The following is a 20,821-nucleotide window of genomic DNA, read 5'->3' as shown; positions in this document are numbered from 1 at the left end:
CTGAAAATCAACATAGAATAGAGCAGTTATCTTTTTCAGAAAATACAGTTTTTTAATTCTTCTCTATTCCTTATTCCCTATTCCCTACTCCCTAATATCTATTTAGATAGATATTTGACGATGAAAAATCTCCTACTAGAAAATTTTCCAACTTTGTAGACAAACAAATATAGCAATCAGGAATCAGATGTGAGAATTTTACTCTTCCTGAAAATCAACATAGAATAGAGCAGTTATCTTTTTCAGAAGATACAGTTTTTTAATTCCTCTCTGTTCCCTATTCCCTACTATCTATTTAGATAGATGTTTTGCGATGAAAAATCTCCTACTAGAAAATTTTCCAACTTTGTAGACAAACAAATAGAGCAATCATAAATCAGATGTAAGAATTTTACTATTTCTGAAAATCAACATAGAATAGAGCAGTTATCTTTTTCAGAAAATACAGTTTTTTAATTCTTCTCTATTCCTTATTCCCTATTCCCTACTCCCTAATATCTATTTAGATAGATATTTGACGATGAAAAATCTCCTACTAGAAAATTTTCCAACTTTGTAGACAAACAAATATAGCAATCAGGAATCAGATGTGAGAATTTTACTCTTCCTGAAAATCAACATAGAATAGAGCAGTTATCTTTTTCAGAAGATACAGTTTTTTAATTCCTCTCTGTTCCCTATTCCCTACTATCTATTTAGATAGATGTTTTGCGATGAAAAATCTCCTACTAGAAAATTTTCCAACTTTGTAGACAAACAAATAGAGCAATCATAAATCAGATGTAAGAATTTTACTATTTCTGAAAATCAACATAGAATAGAGCAGTTATCTTTTTCAGAAAATACAGTTTTTTAATTCTTCTCTATTCCTTATTCCCTATTCCCTACTCCCTAATATCTATTTAGATAGATATTTGGCGATGAAAAATCTCCTACTAGAAAATTTTCCAACTTTGTAGACAAACAAATATAGCAATCAGGAATCAGATGTGAGAATTTTACTATTCCTGAAAATAAATCTAGAATAGAGCAGTTATCTTTTTCAGAAGATACAGTTTTTTAATTCTTCTCTATTCCTTATTCCCTATTCCCTACTAGATATTTATGTCGAACAGTTTATCAAATATTAATCAACAACAACTAACAAACTGGGTAGAACAAGCATTAGCTAAAAGTAGTTTGGGTAAACTACCTAATTATATCCCTTTACTTGCTGAGGCTAACCCGAAAAGTTTTGCAGTTGTTTTACAAACTATTGATAATCAGATTCTTTCATTAGGAAATCTGGAGACTAAGATACCTTTAATGAGTTTAATTAAACCATTTTTGCTATTTTATTTGTTATCTAAATTTGGCAATAAATCTGTATTTCAAAAAGTTGGCAGAGAACCTTCAGAAAAGCCGTTTAATTCTTTAGAACAATTAGAAGTTGATGGAGGATGGCCGAGAAATCCTATGATTAATAGTGGAGCGATCGCTTTATCATCTTTGTTACTAGGAAATACTGCTACTGAAAGGTGTAAAAATTTTTGTTTTTGGCTGAATAACCAAGGAAATTGTCAATTGTTTTTAGATGAAAATATGTTGGCTTCGGTTCGTTCTTTACCGAATCAGAATAATCAAGCTATTGCTAAAAAGTTAGTAGAATGTGGTTATATAAAAGATGCAGAAATTACTTTAGATACTTATAATCGAATCTGTTGTTTATCTGGCAGAATTTTTGATATAGCTAATCTCGGAATGTTATTAGTAAAGCCATCTAACTATGACTGGAAAAAATACTCTTCTACAGTTCAAGAATTAATGACTACTTGTGGTTTATATGAAGCATCAAATATTTATGCAAAAGAAATAGGAATTCCAACTAAATCTAGCGTTAGTGGAATTATTTTGGGAGTAGTTCCTAGTGGAGGAGTAATTGTTTGTTATAGTCCTCCTCTCGATCAACAAGGAAATTCTGTAGCAGGTTTATTTCTCTTAGGAGAAATTTCTAGAAATTCACACTTAAGTGTCTTTTGTTAGCCCAAAATTTAATTAGTTTTAATCAGGAGTCTACTTTGTTTAGCAATGCCAATTATTTGTCTTTTTTCCAGAAAGAAACTTTGATATTTTTGAGGCTAAATATGACAAAAATCAAACTTCAACAGAGTAGATAGAAAGAAAATACCCCATCCCAAGTTAAAGTTTTAGTCTGTAATATTTTGATTTTATTCCTGCCGTGTTTTTGAATCGTAAGTCTTTATAGATAACTGCAGTTCATTAATGGATAATTGATAATTATATCAAATCCGGTAGTATCAGTAGAATTCAAGACTGTAGGGGTTTGGTCTCCAAACCCTCCACCAACTAGGATTTTTCACTCTTTTCTGATGGTAGAATTATCACTCCTTTCGCGAGCGGATTTGATATTACCTCTCCCTAAAAGAGAGAGGATTTACTAAAAGGAAAAAATTTATTTCTCTTGGTTGAGGGATGGTTAGGTCATCTATCCATCCCTCAACCGCTTTTTTCCCTTTTAAGGGAAAGCTTTAAAGGTGAATTATTTAATTATTAATGTCAGCATTCACCAGTCAGTATTCAACTATCAATTTTATTATCTTGAGAGCAGGAATTGGCGTCTTTATGATTTCAAAGAATTAGAAAGTATGGGTAAAAGCTGATGCTTGCTTCATTTATTAAAAAGCTGAGAGCTGACAGTTAATAGCTGAATGCTTACTTAAAAATAGAGAGGATTGACGCTCAAGGAAAAAATTGATTTTTTTACCTTTTAAGGGGAAGCTTTAAAGGTGAATTATTTAATTATTAATGTCAGCATTCACCAGTAAGTATTCAACTATCAATTTTATTATCTTGAGAGCAGGAATTGGCGTCTTTATGATTTCAAAGAATTAAAAGTATGGGTAAAAGCTCATGCTTGCTTCACTTATTAAAAAGCTGAGAGCTGAGAGTTAATAGCTGAATGCTTACTTAACAATAGAGAGGATTAACTAAAAGGAAAAAATTGATTTTTTTCCCTTTTAAGGGGAAGCTTTAAAGATGAATTATTTAATTATTAATGTCAGCATTCACCAGTCAGTATTCAACTATCAATTTCATTATCTTGAGAGCAGGAATTGGCATCTTTATGATTTCAAATAATTCAAAGTATGGGTAAAAGCTGATGCTTGCTTCATTTATTAAAAAGCTGTTTGCGTAGCATTCCGCAGGAAGAGCTGAAAGTTAATAGCTGAATGCTTACTGATTAATTATTAATTATTCGGTAATCAAAACTTCCCAGTAAATTTATTTCTAGTGGAGCGGTAAATTAACCCTAATCAAATATTTTTTCCAGATATTCAGGGTTTAATGATGGAAAAAATATTTCCAATTGAATTAGAGATGCAAAAAAGATTTCTAATTGAATTAGGTTTTATTTATGCAGGTAAAATTCTGACACGACCTTGTTTATAAAAACACTGATTACTATATTTTTCACTCACATTCTTAATAATATGAAACCTCGCCATTAATTCCATTAATTCATCCTTTTTTACAGGTTTACTAAGATAGCCATCAGCACCTTGTTTCATTGCCCAATATACATCAACTTCTGCACTTTTACCAGAGCAAAAAACTACAGGTATATTCATAGTTTGAGTATCAGATTTAATTTGACGACAAACTTGATACCCATTCATTTTCGGCATAATAATGTCTAAAAGAACTAAGTCGGGATGGTATAGTTTGACTTTTTCTAATGCCTCTAAACCATTACTTGCTAATTTAACATTGAATCCCATCTTGGCAAGGATCTCTGAACATATTGTTCTAACAACTTCGGAGTCATCTACGATTAAGACTTTTTTATTAAACATAACTATTAAAGTAAAACTATGGATCTGAAGTCAAATTTAATTGAGATATTGATTGATATTCACTTCCATAAGTATCTTGACCTGAATTGAGCTATCTAATACTTGCACCTCTGAGTATTTTTCCCACTTGCAGGTTCAATTTACTTAATCAGTTAAAGATTTTGTTTTTCAGCAAAAGTTTATTAAAATTGCTGATTTAGTTTCAAAATTTTGTGGTACTTATAAAAAATTTTACCATATCAATCTATATTTATGCCTTAAGCAAAGAAATATTTAAGATTAAATATTGAGGCGAAAGTTTAAAGCAGTTATGTAAGCATTCAGCGTTCAGCTATTAGCTATCAGCTATCAGCTATGGGTTATTAACTTATTATCATAAGAAGGAGGAATTAGTCTCCAAGAAGTGACATAAGAATGAAATTGGTTATCAACCAAAACTTAGTAGTTCTTTTCTTTAAAGATATTTACTCATATGTTTGCGTCGATTCCGCAGAAAATGCTAAATGCAAGCTAGCTAAATACTTACACAGTTATATCAAATCCGCTTAGGTTAGTTAGCTAAACTTCCAAATTTTCTTGAAAAACTATTTGTCAAATAGCTATTAAGAGATTTGTTGAGGAACTAAATCTTTAAGGTGCAATAATGCCAGAGATTGAAATCAGTCTACAGGGTTAGAGGTATCGGTATTTAGACTCCTAAAGTTATGGTGAATTTCTTGGTGAAAAATAATTACAAATAATTGTATCTTTGCCTATTCAAATTCTCAATTAGGAAATTCCTAAAAGCACAACTACTTACCTAAATATGTAGAACTTACACGATGGAAAAATATTCTTAAAATTTGAAAATAAAGAGATTGAAATCAGTCTACAGGGGAGGATTTATCGGTATTGATACTCCTGAAGTTATGGTGAATTTCTTGGTGAAAAATAATTACAAATAATTGTATCTTTGCCTATTCAAATTCTCAATTAGGAAATTCCTAAAAGCACAACTACTTACCTAAATATGTAGAACTTACACGATGGAAAAATATTCTTAAAATTTGAAAATACTTTGAGTTTTTGCTGTCGGTAAGTCCTAATATTTTTTTTGATAAAATGGAAAATTATTAGTGCTGTAAAAGTAGTGATTTTCCCTCGAAAAAGTCAAATAATTTCTAAATACTTTTCCTTTGAAACTCTGAATTGAAAAGACTCTCTTTTTGTAAGCATTTAGCTATTAGCATTTAGCTTTTCCTACAGAATACTGCGCAAACAGCTTTTCAATGTAATAACTTGACTTTGGTTAGCTAAAGGGAACAGTATTATTGATAAGTTTGAATTTTCTTATGCGACTAATTCCTCCAGAGAGTGTGATAATCACTTAGTAACTTATAGCTGTTAGTTGACTACTGAATGCTTACCTCTTTTTTCTGTTAAAGTTTCCCCACTCTCCATAGTAAATCAGCAAATTAAAGCACTAACTAAAAATTTTAATTTTTCTGACTTTGCTAAATCAAACTCTCCCAGAGCGAGAAAGACAAAAAAATTAAATTCAGGTACAAATTACATCCTTTCTAAAACAGAAATTCCCAATAAAGACAAACCCAATTTTAAAGTTCTTGCCGTTACATCACACAACAATAATCGAGAAGTACGCAAAGGTTCTTCCGACTTCAAAACCGGACAATTTTCAAAGAACTTATTAAACTTTTCGCTCAACTCATACAAATATTCACAAAGACGATTAGGCAACAATTCAACAGACACAATATTCAATACTTCATTCAACTGTAATAAATGTTTTCCTAAAACCAACTCTTGCTCATCCTGCAAAATAATTTTGGCATCCTTTCTCAACTTTTCAAAATCAATTTCTCCCTTCCGAGCAATTCCTTGAACACGCACATAAGCATATAACAAATAAGGAGCAGTATTGCCTTGCAAAGCCAACATCTTATCGAAACTAAACACATAATTACTATTCCGATTTTGACTCAAATCTGCATATTTAACCGCACTTAAACCAACAACTCCAGCAGCATTTTCAATAAACTCTTCACTCTCAGAACGATTTTCCTCTTTTAATCTTTTTTCCAAATCATTTCGCGCCCTATTTATCGCTTCATCTAATAACTCTCTCAACCTTACAGTTTCTCCAGAACGAGTCTTTAATTTTTTCCCATCTTCTCCCAAAACCAAACCAAAAGAAACATGAACAACCTCTACATTTTCTGGTATCCAATCAGCCTTTTTTGCCACCTGCCAAACTTGAGAAAAATGATTAGCTTGACCAGAATCAGTAACATAAATTAATCGCCTTGCCTCCTCTTTTTCAATCCGATGAATTAGGGCAGCTAAATCAGTCGTCGCATAATTATAACCACCATCAGACTTCTGTACAATTAAAGGTAAACGTTCACCTTCCTTATTAATAAATCCCTCCAAAAATACACATTGAGCACCATCACTTTCTTCCAATAAACCTAACTTATTTAACCCTTCCAAAACCCCAGGCAACATCGAATTATAAAAAGACTCTCCCCGCTCATTTAACTTAATATCAAGTAAGTCATAAATAACTTGAAATTCGCGCCGAGATTGATTACATAAAAGTTGCCAAGCATAACGACTATCCTCCGCACCTCCTTGTAAACTTACTACCTCTTTTCTAGACTTTTCCTGAAAATTTTCATCCTCATCAAACCGTTTTTTTGACTGCTTATAAAAAGCAACTAAATCTCCTATATCTAAAACATCAGCAGTTATTAAAGCCTCCGGAAAAGCTTCCCGTAAATAAGTAATTAACATTCCAAACTGAGTACCCCAGTCACCCACATGATTTAGCCTTAATACATCATGTCCCTGAAATTCTAGTACCCTTGCCAAAGAATCTCCAATAATTGTTGAGCGTAAATGTCCAACGTGCATTTCTTTAGCAATATTAGGACTAGAAAAATCTATAACAACTCGCTGAGGATTTTTAGTCGGGGAAATATTCAGTCGTTCATCCTTAATTATTGCCTCTAGACAGATTTGGAGATATTCTGGTTTAAGACTAAGATTGATAAAACCAGGTCCAGCAATTTCTGGTGGAAGACAAAGGTCGGTAATGTCAAGATTGTCGATAATTTGAGTAGCGATCGCCCTTGGTTTATCCTTTAATTTTTTAGCTAAAGACATTGCTACATTACATTGATAATCTCCAAATTTGGGATTACTAGCAGGAACAACCATTGGATCTGTACCTGCTAAATTTTGACTAAAAGCAGCAACTAAAGCTTTGTCAAATTTACTTTTGAGTTTTTCAAGGGTAGATTCCATTGTCATGTTTAATATTTTCAACTTTTACAAATAATAGCCTTTTGCCATGAGAAAAAAAATTAGTATCTGATCAACTCCTACTCGAATATTCTGAATCTTGAGGAACCAAATTTACAGTTTATTGCACTATTGAATATGTATCAGTCTACTAGGAGCAGGAGGGTTATGATTTTTTCACGGGCAAAAATCCAGGATATTTAGAGGAATTGAGAATTTACATGAATACCAAGTTTGTTCAAGACCATTACGTGAGCAGGATTACTAAAATATTTACCTTGTTAGTTGTACAACATTAATCACCTAATCTGCTGTATAATTTTTCCCGATTAACGTGGCTTGCGTAACATAAATGTACTTTATTGTAGCTTAAGTAAAAAAAAATATAGGACATGAAACAAAAGCCACAGTTGTAAATTGCTGAAATTTTTCTCCTGTTTACTGCTATTTGATTCTTGTCGGAACTAAAACTTAATTATCATAATCCTTGTTTCTATATGAAACTAATTGAAAAACATATAATTAGCAAGCACCATTCTAATTATCAAGAAATAGATAAATTATGCTTTTTATCAAAGAAGCAGTTCAATCATGCTTATGCCGATGGAATAGAGGGACCTTTGAGTAATTCCCCATACGGAAACACCTGGAAAAGTGAGTTGATAATAGATGAATATTTGTCTATAAACTTACAAACTCTTATGTGTGATTCAAGACACTTAGATTAGTAATTATTATCTTATAGTTTTGTGATTTAGATAATGAAGATCGGATAATATATAGATATATAATTTTAAGAAATGTTAAGATAGGCTAAAATACAGAATAAAATACAACTTGAGGAAATTTATCATGTTATCTAGACGGACTTTCGACGATCATTCCCTGAGTGAATCTTTCTATCAAGCATTAATTAATCACTTTTATGAAGCTTTGAGTTTTTCCACTCAATCCCTATTAAATGAATGTAGTTTTGGCTTTGCCCCAGATTCAGTTGGAGTCAAAACTTTTTTCATTATTACTCCTTCTATATTAGATGCAGATAAATTAGGTCAAGATATTGAAAGTCTCAAAAATCGAATAATTTCACTAATGCCAGGAGTAGGAAAACTTGCTATCTGTGTAGATCCCACGAAAAAGGAAGTAGAGAATAATTATCACAATCAGAAAGAATTAGAAAAATCTAGAGACTGTGTTGATAAAGACCAAGAATTTATGCCACGGTATATGATGTGTAAAATTTTTCCTATAGATTTATCTAATCAAAATCTAGATTAATTTTTCCATCTAATTTAGATACTTCTGATATCTAAAATTTTTTCAATATTTTTTTTAGTTTAACCTCCGAAATAACTTTACCAGAAGGGTTTTTAATTTCAACTTTCTCGTCGAAATAATTGCTACCTTCATTGTAGTCAATTGGTAACAAGATATATCTTCCTTGATAGAGAGTTTGATCGGAGGTAATCGTAAATTCTAAATCCTGATTGTAAGTATTTTTTGTATATTGTAGATGTAATCTAGTGATAAATGTTTGTGCTTTTTCGTCATTCATACCCAACTCATTCAACTCTTGAGAATTTAACGGTGTTGTATTACAAGGGTCACAAGAACCTGTATCCCAGGCATATTCTGTAACTACAATTTCTTTCTTTGTAGATTGAATAGTTGAAACAAACAATTCTCGATAAAATTCGCCAAATTTTAATTCTATGTTTTGTGGAACATCAAAATTACTAGGAATCATTACATTTTCATAATTACTAACTTCAGCACGACCAGTTTTACTCAAAAAATAAACGATAATATTCTGAGTATCCTCTGAGTTAATTTTTCCCAATTGAAAAGGTAACATAATCTGAGGATAATTCTTAACAGTAAACTGAAGAGGTCTTAAATTTTGAAAACCTAGTTTCTCTTGCGCTTCTAAGTTAACTCTTACTACAAAAAAGAAAAGTTTTTTATCAATATAAGGTTGTAGATATTTAGCAGCACCTCTAGGAATTTTATACTGATTTTCCCTTAACCAACTTTCCAAAGAATTAGACTCTGTTGCACTTAAAATAACAATGTCATATTCTCCCACGGTGAAGCTTTCTATAACTCTTACATTTTGGCGAGGAGACTCACTTCTTGCTCCCCCACCTCTAAGAGCTGGATTACTATCAAAATCATAGTTAACTAATCTAGGAGCAGTAAAATCATCTAAGCGTTGAAAAAGTTTTGGAGAAATAACTCTTACATCTTGTTTTTTTAGTACAACTGGTACAGGTAAAATTAAAGCAAACTCTTCAGGTTCCCCCTTATAATCAAAAGCTAAACTATAAGTTGTTTGATTGTCTTGATGAGCGATCGCCACTTGTGAGCGGTTATTAAACATTTCAGCATCAACTTTTGCCACAAAAAAGCCACAAAAACTTCTAACTTTTTTGACATCTATAGACAGAGAAACCAAGATTAAACTTCCTACTATAGATAATTTGATAAATTTTTTCAGCCTGAATTTTAAAAACATATTAGTGGTGCTTACTTTGGGAGGTGGAAGTAAGGGATAGTCGATCAAAAAAACTGCTAAATAAAATTATTCTGGCAAATTGCTATCCCTCAAGACAAAATTGATGAACTACTACGTTATGGTTGCCAGACTTGTCTGTGTCGGTCTACTAATATTTATTAGCCAAAAAAGCATCTCCTGACAAAGGCTCGATCGCTGTATGATTGGGACTAGCCAGAAAATCTGGACGCGGTTTTTCCATAGGGAGCGGAATATTTTCAATACTGTTGTAGACAATCACAACAACTGCTCGATCAAAAGGATAGATATTAGCAGTTGACCCATGAACACAATTCGGATGAAGAAATAATATCGAGCCTGCACTTCCTTTCGGAGCAACTGTGCCATATTTTTTAGTCAATCTTTTCAGAGTTGGTTCATCAACAGCATAGTTAATATTGCTAGTCACATTAGCAATCCATGAGTCATAACCTTGATAAGTTTCATGTTGTTTTCGATCGCTCTTTTCAGCAATAAGACCTTCTTGATGAGAACCAGGAATAACCATCAGAGGGCTATTAAATTCGTGGACTTCATCTAAAAAAACAATCGCGATTCCGACTCTCGGAGTGGGAATTGAGTCTTCTTTCAAATGATAAGCATAATCCTGATGCCATAAATAGACATCTCCAGTCAATGCTCTTTTAGCATTAATATGAAATTGGTGAACATAGACCGAACTCCCCAAAATCTGTTGAATAGGTTCAATAATTCTTGCTTGTTTTGACAAACACTCGAACACTGGATTATAGGTGTGCGCTCCATAAATTGCGCGTATTGTCGTGCCATCTTTTTCGGTAATTTTACCGGGTTTTCCTTCTGCATATATTCCCGGCAATTCGGCTTTCATTACCTCAATCTCTTTTGGAGAAAAACAATTTTCTACCAAGAGATATCCTTGGTCTTGATAGGTCTGTAATTGTTCCGATTCTAGGTTCATCTGTCTAATTTCAAACGCTTTACTCCGAAATTTTACTATATTTGGAGATATAGAGACCTAAGATAACCACAGTAAATGCTACATAGTTCCAGAAACTTAAAATTTCGCTAAAAAATAACCAAGCTAAGAAAGCATTGATAATAGGGATAAGTAGCTTGGAGACCGCTATTAACCCAGAAGATATTTTCTTGAGGCAATAGGTGACAAGTCCCACCGCTAAAAGTTGACAGATTAACCCCAACAAAATCACAAAAAGCCATCCTGACCAAGTGTGGGGAAATACTTGAGTTTCTGTCATCAAAGCAATAGGCAATATAAATAGAGTCGATATTACACAAGTCCATGAAAGAATTGCTATCGAACTCAATTGGGAGCGCAAAGATTCTACAGGAAGCAGATAGGTACTATTGAAGAGTGCAGCCATTATCGCAACGCCATCCCCTTGTAAATTTCCTGTCGCCAATTGCCAGTCTTGAAGGCCAATCATACAAGCGCCTACAACAGCAACTGCCATGCCAATTAAAAAGACCTTATCAAAGGTTTGATTCCAGATCAGCCAACCCAAAAGAACTGTCCAAATTGGAGTCATATTCGTTAATATTGTGGTATTGGCAACAGTCATTTGACTCAAGGACCAAGCTAATAGGAGTTGATTACCCGCAAAACTGATTCCAGCAACCAATAGTTGTAATATAACTAAACGGGTATAGGGATTTTGTTTGACGGATTTATCTGGGGAAAACTGGTTTTTGAGATATTGTGCTCCATTCCAGAGACCTAGGAGCAAAGTGGCAAGCCAAACACGATGAAATGCGGTTGAAAATGGACCGATTTCTCCTTCAAGTAATCGGTAAAAGATTGGAAGCGAAGAGTGAGCAAATATTGCAAGACCTAAAAATCCGATCGCTCTTGAATTGCCCGATCCAGAAACTATTTCTTGTAGGACTTTCAATATTGACTCCTTGTTATAAGATTTTAGATAAATGGAAATCTAGGACTTAACGTCTTAGTTATCTGACTTAAGTTATACATAGAAATCTCAGATTCTACTCTGAGAGATTGATATAAAATTAGTCTAACTGCAACGTCTTAGTTATCTGACTTAAAGTTATAGATAGAAATTTCAGATTCGGGTCTGAGATATTGAGGCAAAATTAGTCCAACTGCAACGTCTTAGTTATTTGACTTGAATTATAGATCGATATCTCAGATTCCGACCTGAGATTTTGTAAGTTATAGATAGAAATTTCAGATTCTGGTCTGAGAGATTGATGGAAAATTAGTCTAACTGCAACGTCTTAGTTATGTGACTTTCAAGTTTATAGCTCGAAATCTCAAATTCAGCTCTGAGAGATTGAGGAAAAATTAATCCAACTACAACGTCTTAGTTATGTGACTTTCAAGTTTATAGCTCGAAATTTCAGATTCAGCTCTGAGAGATTGATGGAAAATTAGTCCAACTGCAACGTCTTAGTTATCTGACTGAAAGTTATAGATAGAAATTTCAAATTCAGCTCTGAGAGATTGATGGAAAATTAGTCCAACTGCAACGTCTTAGTTATTTGACTTTCAAGTTTATAGATCGAAATCTCAAATTCAGCTCTGAGAGATTGAGGAAAAATTAGTCCAACTACAACGTCTTAGTTATGTGACTTTCAAGTTTATAGATCGAAATCTCAAATTCAGCTCTGAGAGATTGAGGAAAAATTAATCCAACTACAACGTCTTAGTTATGTGACTTTCAAGTTTATAGCTCGAAATTTCAGATTCAGCTCTGAGAGATTGATGGAAAATTAGTCCAACTGCAACGTCTTAGTTATTTGACTTTCAAGTTTATAGCTCGAAATCTCAAATTCAGCTCTGAGAGATTGATGGAAAATTAGTCCAACTGCAACGTCTTAGTTATTTGACTTTCAAGTTTATAGCTCGAAATTTCAGATTCAGCTCTGAGAGATTGATGGAAAATTAGTCCAACTGCAACGTCTTAGTTATTTGACTTTCAAGTTTATAGCTCGAAATCTCAAATTCAGCTCTGAGAGATTGATGGAAAATTAGTCCAACTGCAACGTCTTAGTTATTTGACTTTCAAGTTTATAGCTCGAAATTTCAGATTCAGCTCTGAGAGATTGAGGAAAAATTAATCCAACTGCAACGTCTTAGTTATTTGACTTTCAAGTTTATAGATCGAAATCTCAAATTCAGCTCTGAGAGATTGATGGAAAATTAGTCCAACTGCAACGTCTTAGTTATTTGACGGGAATTTTCTAGCTCGAAATTTCAAATTCCGGCGTCAGAGATTGATCAAAAATTAGTCCAACTGCAACGTCTTAGTTATTTGACGGGAATTTTCTAGCTCGAAATTTCAAATTCCGGCGTCAGAGATTGATCAAAAATTAGTCTAACTACAACGTCTTAGTTATTTGACGGGAATTTTCTAGCTCGAAATTTCAAATTCCGGCGTCAGAGATTAATCAAAAATTAGTCTAACTGCAACGTCTTAGTTATTTGACGGGAATTTTCTAGCTCGAAATTTCAAATTCCGGCGTCAGAGATTAATCAAAAATTAGTCTAACTGCAACGTCTTAGTTATTTGACGGGAATTTTCTAGCTCGAAATCTAGCGTTTAGCCCAAAAATATAACTTCTGAACTTTGCTAGAGTTGGCTATTCAACCATTGGGTATCCAATTCCAGAAACTCAGCATTCCACCTCAAAGGTTCATCTACAAACTTGCTTCCCAGAGTAACACAGCTATCTAAAAATGGAGTATCCACTCCTACAAGACGAGCTAAAACCTGTAGTGGAAAAGCTCCAAAAGGTAACTCCTCCGAAAGATAGCGATGATGGAGATTCCTAACAGTAGCATTGTCCAATGCCTTAATCTGATGAATATGTTCGTAAATAGATGGCCCAGAAGTTCCATAAGCAGTCTTAAAATAATCATATATATTACTGAGATTAGGAAACCCTAACGCCTTAGCAATAATTAAGCGATCGCTATCTAAATCAGCAATTAAATCACCAGTACGAGGACTAAAACCTCGGTAAATGTTATAACTTTCTCCAAGCTCCCACTTTTCTAAAGTAGCTAAGATTAAAGGTATATGAAAAATATCATTACATTTATCTAAATTTACTTCTAAACTAGAAATAGCAGGACGCAAATTCTCAAATAAACTTTGGTAAGTAACCAAAATACGCTCTGTCATTTCTGAGTTTTGAGCAGCCACCTTAAACTGTTTTTTAAACCTTTTAATAGCAACTTGGTCATCAGCATTGCCTCGGCAAGCAAAAGGGCTATTATTTACATCTGCAATTGCCGGTAATTGCGTTTCAATTATCCCAAATTCTCTGTACAAAACTTTGCCAAAAACTCGACCAGAAAAACGACTAGCGCAAATTATTAGAATATTCATTTGAGAGTGAATATATTCACCTAAAATACTGGCATAAGATTCAATATCCTGACCTCGACAGCAAATAATAATATTCCTGGGCAATTTTCCATCATTGGCGACTGCAATTTTCTGAATATTATTAGAACAAGCTGCAATTGGATAATTACCAGGTAAAAATAGACCAGTTGAACGAACAATCTTAGTTTTATTTATTACAGAATAACGACGAGAAAATAAATAAACCAGACACCCTTGAGAACTAAGGTGAACAGCTGTAGCTAAACCTACATCTCCGCCACCCACGACTAGGTAACTATCTTGTGACATGAAAAAGTTTCCTCTCAATTTACTGGAATTTATTAAAACTTGACAATTTCTTTATACCAATTCGATAAAATAATGTTACAAGACTTTGGTTGTAGGGAACAAGAAACCAAAAATATCAGATTCGGGTCTGAGATATTGATAGAAAATTAGTCTAACTGCAACGTCTTAGTTATTTGACTTTCAAGTTTATAGATAGAAATCTCAGATTCGGGTCTGACATATTGATAGAAAATTATTTTAACTGCAACGTCTTAGTTATTTGACTTTAAAGTTTATAGATAGAAATCTCAGATTCGGGTCTGACATATTGATAGAAAATTATTTTAACTGCAACGTCTTAGTTATTTGACTTTAAAGTTTATAGATAGAAATCTCAGATTCGGGTCTGAGATATTGATGGAAAATTACTTTAACTACAACGTCTTAGTTATTTGACTTTCAAGTTTATAGATAGAAATCTCAGATATTGATAGAAAATTACTTTAACTGCAACGTCTTAGTTATTTGACTTTAAAGTTTATAGATCGAAATCTCAGATTCGGGTCTGAGATATTGATGGAAAATTAGTCTAACTGCAACGTCTTAGTTATTTGACTTTAAAGTTTATAGATAGAAATCTCAGATTCGGGTCTGAGATATTGATGAAAAATTACTTTAACTGCAACGTCTTAGTTATTTGACTTTCAAGTTTATAGATAGAAATCTCAGATATTGATAGAAAATTATTTTAACTGCAACGTCTTAGTTATTTGACTTTCAAGTTTATAGATAGAAATCTCAGATTCGGGTCTGAGATATTGATAGAAAATTATTTTAACTGCAACGTCTTAGTTATTTGACTTTCAAGTTTATAGATAGAAATCTCAGATTCGGGTCTGAGATATTAATGAAAAATTACTTTAACTACAAGGTCTTAGTTATTTAACTTTAAAGTTTATAGATAGAAATCTCAGATTCAGGTCTGAGATATTGATTAAAAATTACTTTAACTACAACGTCTTAGTTATTTGACTTAAATTTATAGATAGAAATCTCAGATTCGGGTCTGAGATATTGATAGAAAATTCGTCTAACTACAACGTCTTAGTTGTTTGACTTAAAGTTATAGATAGAAATCTCAGATTCGGGTCTGAGATATTGATAGAAAATTCGTCTAACTACAACGTCTTAGTTATTTGACTTTAAAGTTTATAGATAGAAATCTCAGATATTGATAGAAAATTATTTTAACTGCAACGTCTTAGTTGTTTGACTTAAAGTTATAGATATAAATTTCAGATTCCGGTCTGAGATATTGATAGAAAATTCGTCTAACTACAACGTCTTAGTTATTTGACTTTAAAGTTTATAGATAGAAATTTCAGATTCCGGTCTGAGAGACTGATGGAAAATTACTTCAAGCAGTCTTAAAATAATCATACATATAATTTGTCAACCGTTAATACTATTTTTAAAGTATTTTTTGGTAAAGTTCGGTTAATTATTGCTTGCAAAAAATATCATTGCTTGTCTTATGTTCATACCAGAAAAAATTCAACTTAACCCTCAAGCTTACCTCAAATGTGCCGTTTGTGGAGAGGAATATCCCTTAGAACTACGTTATCGTTGCCAGGCTTGTGATGGAGGTGTCTTAAATGTTGTCTACAGCAGCACTCAAACGTTAAAATCTGGTTCTGGACTTTCGCGCTTTGAAGACTTTGTTCCAATTCAACCCCTCCCAGAATTTGACTGTCCAGAAACTCCTCTGATTCGATTGGACAATCCTCAATATGTTGACCATGATGGGATTTACTGTAAAGTTGAAGGAGCTTTAGCCACAGGAAATACAAAATACCGACAGAGTTGTATGGCAACGCCAGGATTGTTATGGGGCGGAGTTAAAGAATTTGTCGTCTCTTCTACAGGCAACTCCTCTTCAAGTTTCATGTACTGGGCTAAAAAACTTGAAGGTCTAATTAGGCTTCATGTTTTTGTTCCATCAACCCATCGGCATCGGTTAAAGTTTGATAATCCCTATGCGACCATACATGAAACAAATGTAGATTTTGTGGAAACTGGCAAATTAGCCAAAGAATATGCTTTAGAAAATAATCTTTTCTGGGAAGGAGGATTTTTCAATTTCTTTCGTCGCGAAGGTCTGAAAACTGGCTATATGGAAGGAGCCACCCAACTAGATTTCCAAGTTGATGTAGTCTTTCAACCTATCAGTAGTGGGATGGGTTTTTATGGCGGATATTTTGGATTTAAGCAGCTTTTAGCTAATGGGTACATTGAGAAAATGCCTCGTTTTGTTGCTGTCCAGCAAGATACCTGCCCTCCTGTTTATACAGCATTTCATAGCGATCGAGAACAAATTGCCGATGAGGATATTGTCCGGAATCCTAAAGGGAAGGCTGAGGCAATTCTTAGAGGTAATCCTACCGCTAGTTACCCTTATTTGCGGGATTTAATTCTAGAGACTCAGGGAACTGTGGTTGCTCCAACTCAAGCAGAACTTTTGGAGAGTTACGAGATTTTACAAGAGACTGGTATTTCCGCTTGTCATACTGCGGCGTTATCTTTAGCGGCCTGTAAAAAGTTAATTGTTGACGGATGGATTTCCTCATCAGAAAAATGCTTGCTGATGTTAACTGGAGGACGAAGTTAGGAATGAGAATTAAATAAGTTCTGGAAAATTCTGGAATTTTTTTAAGAACTCCCATTATCAAAATAATTGCGTCGAAAACCTCGCCTTGATCGGCAAAATATTTTTGGAGCGGTACTCAAATCCCCGTTACAAAAATAACTTCTGACTTCTAACTTCGTTAATAGGGGTAAGCGTTCAGCTTTTCCCCAAAAATCCGTAAATCTCCCAACTATTTTTCATCCCGATTCAAGAGAGAAACTATATTTATCCTCAAAATTTTCATCTCCCCAAAACTCGGCAAAATTCCACAGTATTTTTCAGAACATCATACCCACGAAACCTTTTCAAATTCCATCGAATAATTTTTTACCAACCATTCATAATTTTCATCTACCCAAAAATCCGTAAATCTCCCAAATATTTTTCATCACAAAGAACCAAACCAATCCTCAGTCTCCAAATTTTCATTTCCCTAAAACTCGGCAAAATTCTAGAATATTTTTCAGAAAATCATACCCACGAAACCTTTTCAAATTCCATCATGCTAGCTCGGAAAATTCCTAATATAAATTGATAACTTCTCTCCAGCTAAAAATTATAAATTTTTGATCTAATAATACAGTTTCTTGAGATGAGTTATAGCCACTTCTGAATAATTTTTAACCAACCATTCATAATTTTTATCTCAAATTTTTCATCTCCCCAAAAACAAGTAAATTTCCCAACTATTTTTCACCTAGACAAATATAAAAACTAATATTAAACTTCCTAGTATAGATAATTTTATAAATTTTTTTAGCCTGAGTTTTAAAAACATACCATCAGCAATTAATAATTAATAATTAACAATTCTCCTTTCTTAAAAGAAGGGGATTAACTAAAAGGAAATTGTTTGATTTTATCTCCTTAAAAGGGGAGGCTTTAAATCTGAATCGTTTAACTATTAATTATTAATTATTCGGTGACTTAAATAGCGTTTGCCTTCCCTAATTATTCTGTGGTATAAATTACTTATTTGCTACCTTTTCGCCTTTCCTCAAACCATAAGCAAAAGCACCAAATACTAATAAACCGATGGCAGAAGTAGGTTCAGGAATTGAACTAGGGGGACAATCTTCAACTTCAACACATTTGATAGCATGATTGTCTGATTCAAAAGGTAGAGAGGGAGATAGAACTATTTTGTCAAAATAGTCACTTGCTCCAGTAGCAGAGAAATTAACGTATTCACCACCTCGATTAACTGGAAATGAGGTAATAATGTCTCCACCTGTAAATGATTGAAGTAATGTATTGCCTTGGTAGAAATCAATCCGATTTCCGTAATCCATTGATCCCCAATAAAGACCAAAATAATCTAGTAGTCCGTTATTAGAGTTGATTGTAACAGGGCTAGTTCCAAAATTACCAGGATCTCCAACACGAAAAGGAGAAACTACTAGATACTTTGATGAATCGTCAAGTGGTGCTGCAGAACCCCATACAGTACCTTCAACAATTGTTGGACTACCACCACTAGCAGAATAAACTATAGGACCCGATGTCGGTGCCGCACCTGAGTTAAAATCTATAGTTGTCACCCCTGGCATACTGGAGAATTGACCTTCCCCTGGAACAGATGTACCCCCAAGACTAAATGTAATTGCATTCGATGGTTTGGCAATTGTAGTTAAAAGTAAACTACCCAAAAGACCTGTCAATACTTTATTGATTGCTTTCATAATGGTTCCTTCAGAAATTATACGGATGTAGTGAATCCTATCCTGAAATTTTAGAATAAAGAATAAAAGGTAGCTCTTAATTGTTATTAAATGTTTAGATTTGATAAAAGAATGTTAAGAAAACAAAGTTTTAGGGTACAGAGAACCAGAAATCTTGGACTCACCGCAAAGAACTTAACTATTAGATTTCACAGCAATGCCAAATCTAGCGATCGCCTCAAAAAGTTTAGATAAAGAAATTCCTTCCTAAACCCAAGAAATGCTCACCGACAACTTACGATGAACTACGATGACACAAAAATTTAGGACTCAAGACCTCAAACAAACCTAATATGGTACAACTAACACCAAATCCCTCATTTAGTTTAACAATTCGCCTCGAAACTCCTAACCGTGCCGGAATGTTGGCCAAAGTCACCCAAGCCATCGCATCAGAAGGAGGCAATATCGGCCATATTGACTTACTCGAACAAAGTCGCCAAATTACACTTAGAGAAATTACAGTTGACGCCTACAGTACAGAACATAGTGACAAAATCGTCCAAGCTGTCAAAGCTTTACCAGAAATCAAAGTAGTCGATCTGTATGACCGAACCTTCAATTTACATCGTGGTGGTAAAATAACAGTCCAAGGCAAAATACCCCTCAAATCCCAAGCCGATCTATCAATGGCTTATACTCCAGGAGTAGGCAGAATTTCCAAAGCAGTTGCCGAAGACCCCGAACAAATCTACAACCTAACTATTAAACAAAATACAGTTGCCATTGTCACAGATGGTAGTGCCGTTTTAGGACTAGGAAATCTTGGCCCCGGAGGAGCTTTGCCAGTGATGGAAGGTAAAGCTATGTTATTTAAAGAATTTGCTGGAGTAGATGCTTTTCCAGTTTGCCTGGCGACTCAAGATACTGATGCTATTGTAGAAACAGTTAAAAATATTGCTCCTGTTTTTGGAGGAGTTAACTTAGAAGATATTGCTGCCCCTCGTTGCTTTGAAATAGAAGCCAAATTAAGAAAAATATTAGATATTCCAGTATTTCACGATGACCAACATGGCACAGCAATTGTTAGTTTAGCTGCCTTAATCAATAGTTTAAAATTGGTCAAAAAATCTATAGAAGATATTCGTATCGTTATTAATGGTGCTGGTGCTGCAGGAATAGCGATCGCTCGTTTGTTACGCAAAGCAGGGACTAATAAAATTTGGTTATGTGATTCTAAAGGTATAGTCTCAAAAAGTCGTACAGGTTTAAATCCCGAAAAACAAGAATTTGCCGTTGAGTCTTCAGGTACCCTCGCAGATGCTTTAGTGGGAGCTGATGTATTCTTAGGTGTTAGTGTGCCAGGAGTTGTTACTCCAGAAATGGTACGTTCTATGGCCAAAGATCCAATAGTATTTGCCATGGCTAATCCTATTCCCGAAATACAGCCAGAATTAGTAACAGGAGATGTGGCAGTTATGGCCACAGGTAGGAGTGATTATCCAAATCAAATTAATAACGTTTTAGCATTTCCTGGGATATTTCGGGGCGCTCTAGATTGTCGGGCAACTACCCTCACTTCGACAATGTATTTAGAAGCTGCTAGAGCGATCGCTTCTTTAGTCAAAACTTCAGACCTTGACAAGGAGCATATTATTCCTTCAGTATTTGATACAAGGGTAGCTACGGCTGTTGCTGGCGCTGTAGCCCATGCAGCTCGTCAAGAAGGGGTGACTGTTTAAGTAGGACTTGGTGACAAAGTCTTTTTGCTTTTTGTAGTAGTCAGTAGTCAGTAGTCAGTAGAAATGGGAATTTAAAGGAGGTAGTCGGATATATTTATTCCTCAATTTTTCTGTCCAATTCTTGCTGTTAATACTAACTTTTTGACAATTAAGAGCTGAAAACCAGGTACTTTTTATAGTAGTCAGTAGTCAGTAGTCAGTAGTCAGGAGAAATGGGAATTTAAAGGAGGTAGTTGGATATATTTATTCCTCAATTTTTCTGTCCAACTCTTGCTGTTAATACTAACTTTTTGACAATTAAGAGCTGAAAACCAGGTACTTTTTATAGTAGTCAGTAGTCAGTAGTCAGTAGTCAGTAGTTAGTAGTCAGTAGTCAGT

12 protein-coding genes are annotated in these 20,821 nt (G+C 33.9%); 5 read left to right on the top strand and 7 right to left on the bottom strand.

Annotated elements, in window-relative coordinates; all coding sequences use genetic code 11:
* Positions 1-1,104: 1,104 nt before the first annotated feature.
* Positions 1,105-2,022 (top strand): glutaminase, encoded by a 918-nt coding sequence (locus F6K40_RS07775; RefSeq protein WP_293133753.1) that lies wholly within the window; start codon positions 1,105-1,107, stop codon positions 2,020-2,022.
* A gap of 1,391 nt (positions 2,023-3,413) precedes the next feature.
* Here F6K40_RS07775 and F6K40_RS07770 read toward each other — a convergent pair.
* Together F6K40_RS07770 and argS are read right to left on the bottom strand one after the other, a co-directional pair.
* The gene (locus F6K40_RS07770) at positions 3,414-3,854 is read right to left on the bottom strand and encodes a response regulator (RefSeq protein WP_293133751.1); all 441 of its coding nucleotides are present in this window, start codon (positions 3,852-3,854) and stop codon (positions 3,414-3,416) included.
* Positions 3,855-5,402: 1,548 nt separating this feature from the next.
* Complete coding sequence (argS, locus tag F6K40_RS07765; RefSeq protein WP_293133749.1) at positions 5,403-7,160, bottom strand: arginine--tRNA ligase; 1,758 nt, start codon at positions 7,158-7,160, stop codon at positions 5,403-5,405.
* 452 nt (positions 7,161-7,612) lie between these two features.
* On the opposite strand from argS, the gene F6K40_RS07760 reads away from it, so the two are divergent.
* Complete coding sequence (locus F6K40_RS07760) at positions 7,613-7,885, top strand: hypothetical protein (protein WP_293133747.1); 273 nt, start codon at positions 7,613-7,615, stop codon at positions 7,883-7,885.
* Between the two features lie 124 nt (positions 7,886-8,009).
* Positions 8,010-8,435 carry a hypothetical protein gene (locus F6K40_RS07755; protein ID WP_293133745.1) on the top strand — a complete coding sequence of 142 codons (426 nt, stop codon included), beginning with the start codon at positions 8,010-8,012 and terminating at the stop codon, positions 8,433-8,435.
* Positions 8,436-8,466: 31 nt separating this feature from the next.
* Here the strand turns inward: F6K40_RS07755 and F6K40_RS07750 are convergent, their stop codons facing one another.
* From F6K40_RS07750 to F6K40_RS07735, 4 genes are all read right to left on the bottom strand, one after another.
* Positions 8,467-9,672: a DUF2330 domain-containing protein gene (locus F6K40_RS07750; RefSeq protein ID WP_293133742.1), complete on the bottom strand. Its 1,206-nt coding sequence runs from the start codon at positions 9,670-9,672 to the stop codon at positions 8,467-8,469.
* 148 nt (positions 9,673-9,820) lie between these two features.
* Complete coding sequence (locus F6K40_RS07745; protein ID WP_293133739.1) at positions 9,821-10,651, bottom strand: phytanoyl-CoA dioxygenase family protein; 831 nt, start codon at positions 10,649-10,651, stop codon at positions 9,821-9,823.
* 19 nt (positions 10,652-10,670) lie between these two features.
* A complete protein-coding gene (locus F6K40_RS07740) occupies positions 10,671-11,603 on the bottom strand; it encodes a DMT family transporter (protein WP_293133736.1) in 933 nt (310 codons plus the stop codon).
* A 1,701-nt stretch (positions 11,604-13,304) separates the two neighbouring features.
* Complete coding sequence (locus F6K40_RS07735) at positions 13,305-14,375, bottom strand: NAD/NADP octopine/nopaline dehydrogenase family protein (protein ID WP_293133733.1); 1,071 nt, start codon at positions 14,373-14,375, stop codon at positions 13,305-13,307.
* Positions 14,376-15,858: 1,483 nt separating this feature from the next.
* Here F6K40_RS07735 and F6K40_RS07730 point away from each other — a divergent pair.
* A complete protein-coding gene (locus F6K40_RS07730) occupies positions 15,859-17,022 on the top strand; it encodes a threonine synthase (RefSeq protein WP_293133730.1) in 1,164 nt (387 codons plus the stop codon).
* 986 nt (positions 17,023-18,008) lie between these two features.
* Here F6K40_RS07730 and F6K40_RS07725 read toward each other — a convergent pair.
* On the bottom strand, positions 18,009-18,722 hold the full coding sequence (locus tag F6K40_RS07725) for an Npun_F0296 family exosortase-dependent surface protein (protein ID WP_293133727.1): 714 nt from the start codon (positions 18,720-18,722) through the stop codon (positions 18,009-18,011).
* Between the two features lie 332 nt (positions 18,723-19,054).
* On the opposite strand from F6K40_RS07725, the gene F6K40_RS07720 reads away from it, so the two are divergent.
* The gene (locus tag F6K40_RS07720; RefSeq protein ID WP_293133724.1) at positions 19,055-20,443 is read left to right on the top strand and encodes a malic enzyme-like NAD(P)-binding protein; all 1,389 of its coding nucleotides are present in this window, start codon (positions 19,055-19,057) and stop codon (positions 20,441-20,443) included.
* Positions 20,444-20,821: the final 378 nt, after the last annotated feature.

It is taken from the genome of Okeania sp. SIO3I5 (assembly GCF_010672085.1).
Classification (GTDB): domain Bacteria; phylum Cyanobacteriota; class Cyanobacteriia; order Cyanobacteriales; family Microcoleaceae; genus Trichodesmium.
The sequence above is the reverse complement of the archived record's forward strand: the minus strand, read 5'-3'. Positions and strand labels throughout refer to the sequence as shown.

Coding starts and splice junctions, on each gene's coding strand:
- F6K40_RS07775 (WP_293133753.1), top strand. CDS start 1,105: ATGTCGAACAGTTTATCAAATATTAATCAACAACAACTAACAAACTGG.
- F6K40_RS07770 (WP_293133751.1), bottom strand. CDS start 3,854: ATGTTTAATAAAAAAGTCTTAATCGTAGATGACTCCGAAGTTGTTAGA.
- argS (WP_293133749.1), bottom strand. CDS start 7,160: ATGGAATCTACCCTTGAAAAACTCAAAAGTAAATTTGACAAAGCTTTA.
- F6K40_RS07755 (WP_293133745.1), top strand. CDS start 8,010: ATGTTATCTAGACGGACTTTCGACGATCATTCCCTGAGTGAATCTTTC.
- F6K40_RS07750 (WP_293133742.1), bottom strand. CDS start 9,672: ATGTTTTTAAAATTCAGGCTGAAAAAATTTATCAAATTATCTATAGTA.
- F6K40_RS07745 (WP_293133739.1), bottom strand. CDS start 10,651: ATGAACCTAGAATCGGAACAATTACAGACCTATCAAGACCAAGGATAT.
- F6K40_RS07735 (WP_293133733.1), bottom strand. CDS start 14,375: ATGTCACAAGATAGTTACCTAGTCGTGGGTGGCGGAGATGTAGGTTTA.
- F6K40_RS07725 (WP_293133727.1), bottom strand. CDS start 18,722: ATGAAAGCAATCAATAAAGTATTGACAGGTCTTTTGGGTAGTTTACTT.
- F6K40_RS07720 (WP_293133724.1), top strand. CDS start 19,055: ATGGTACAACTAACACCAAATCCCTCATTTAGTTTAACAATTCGCCTC.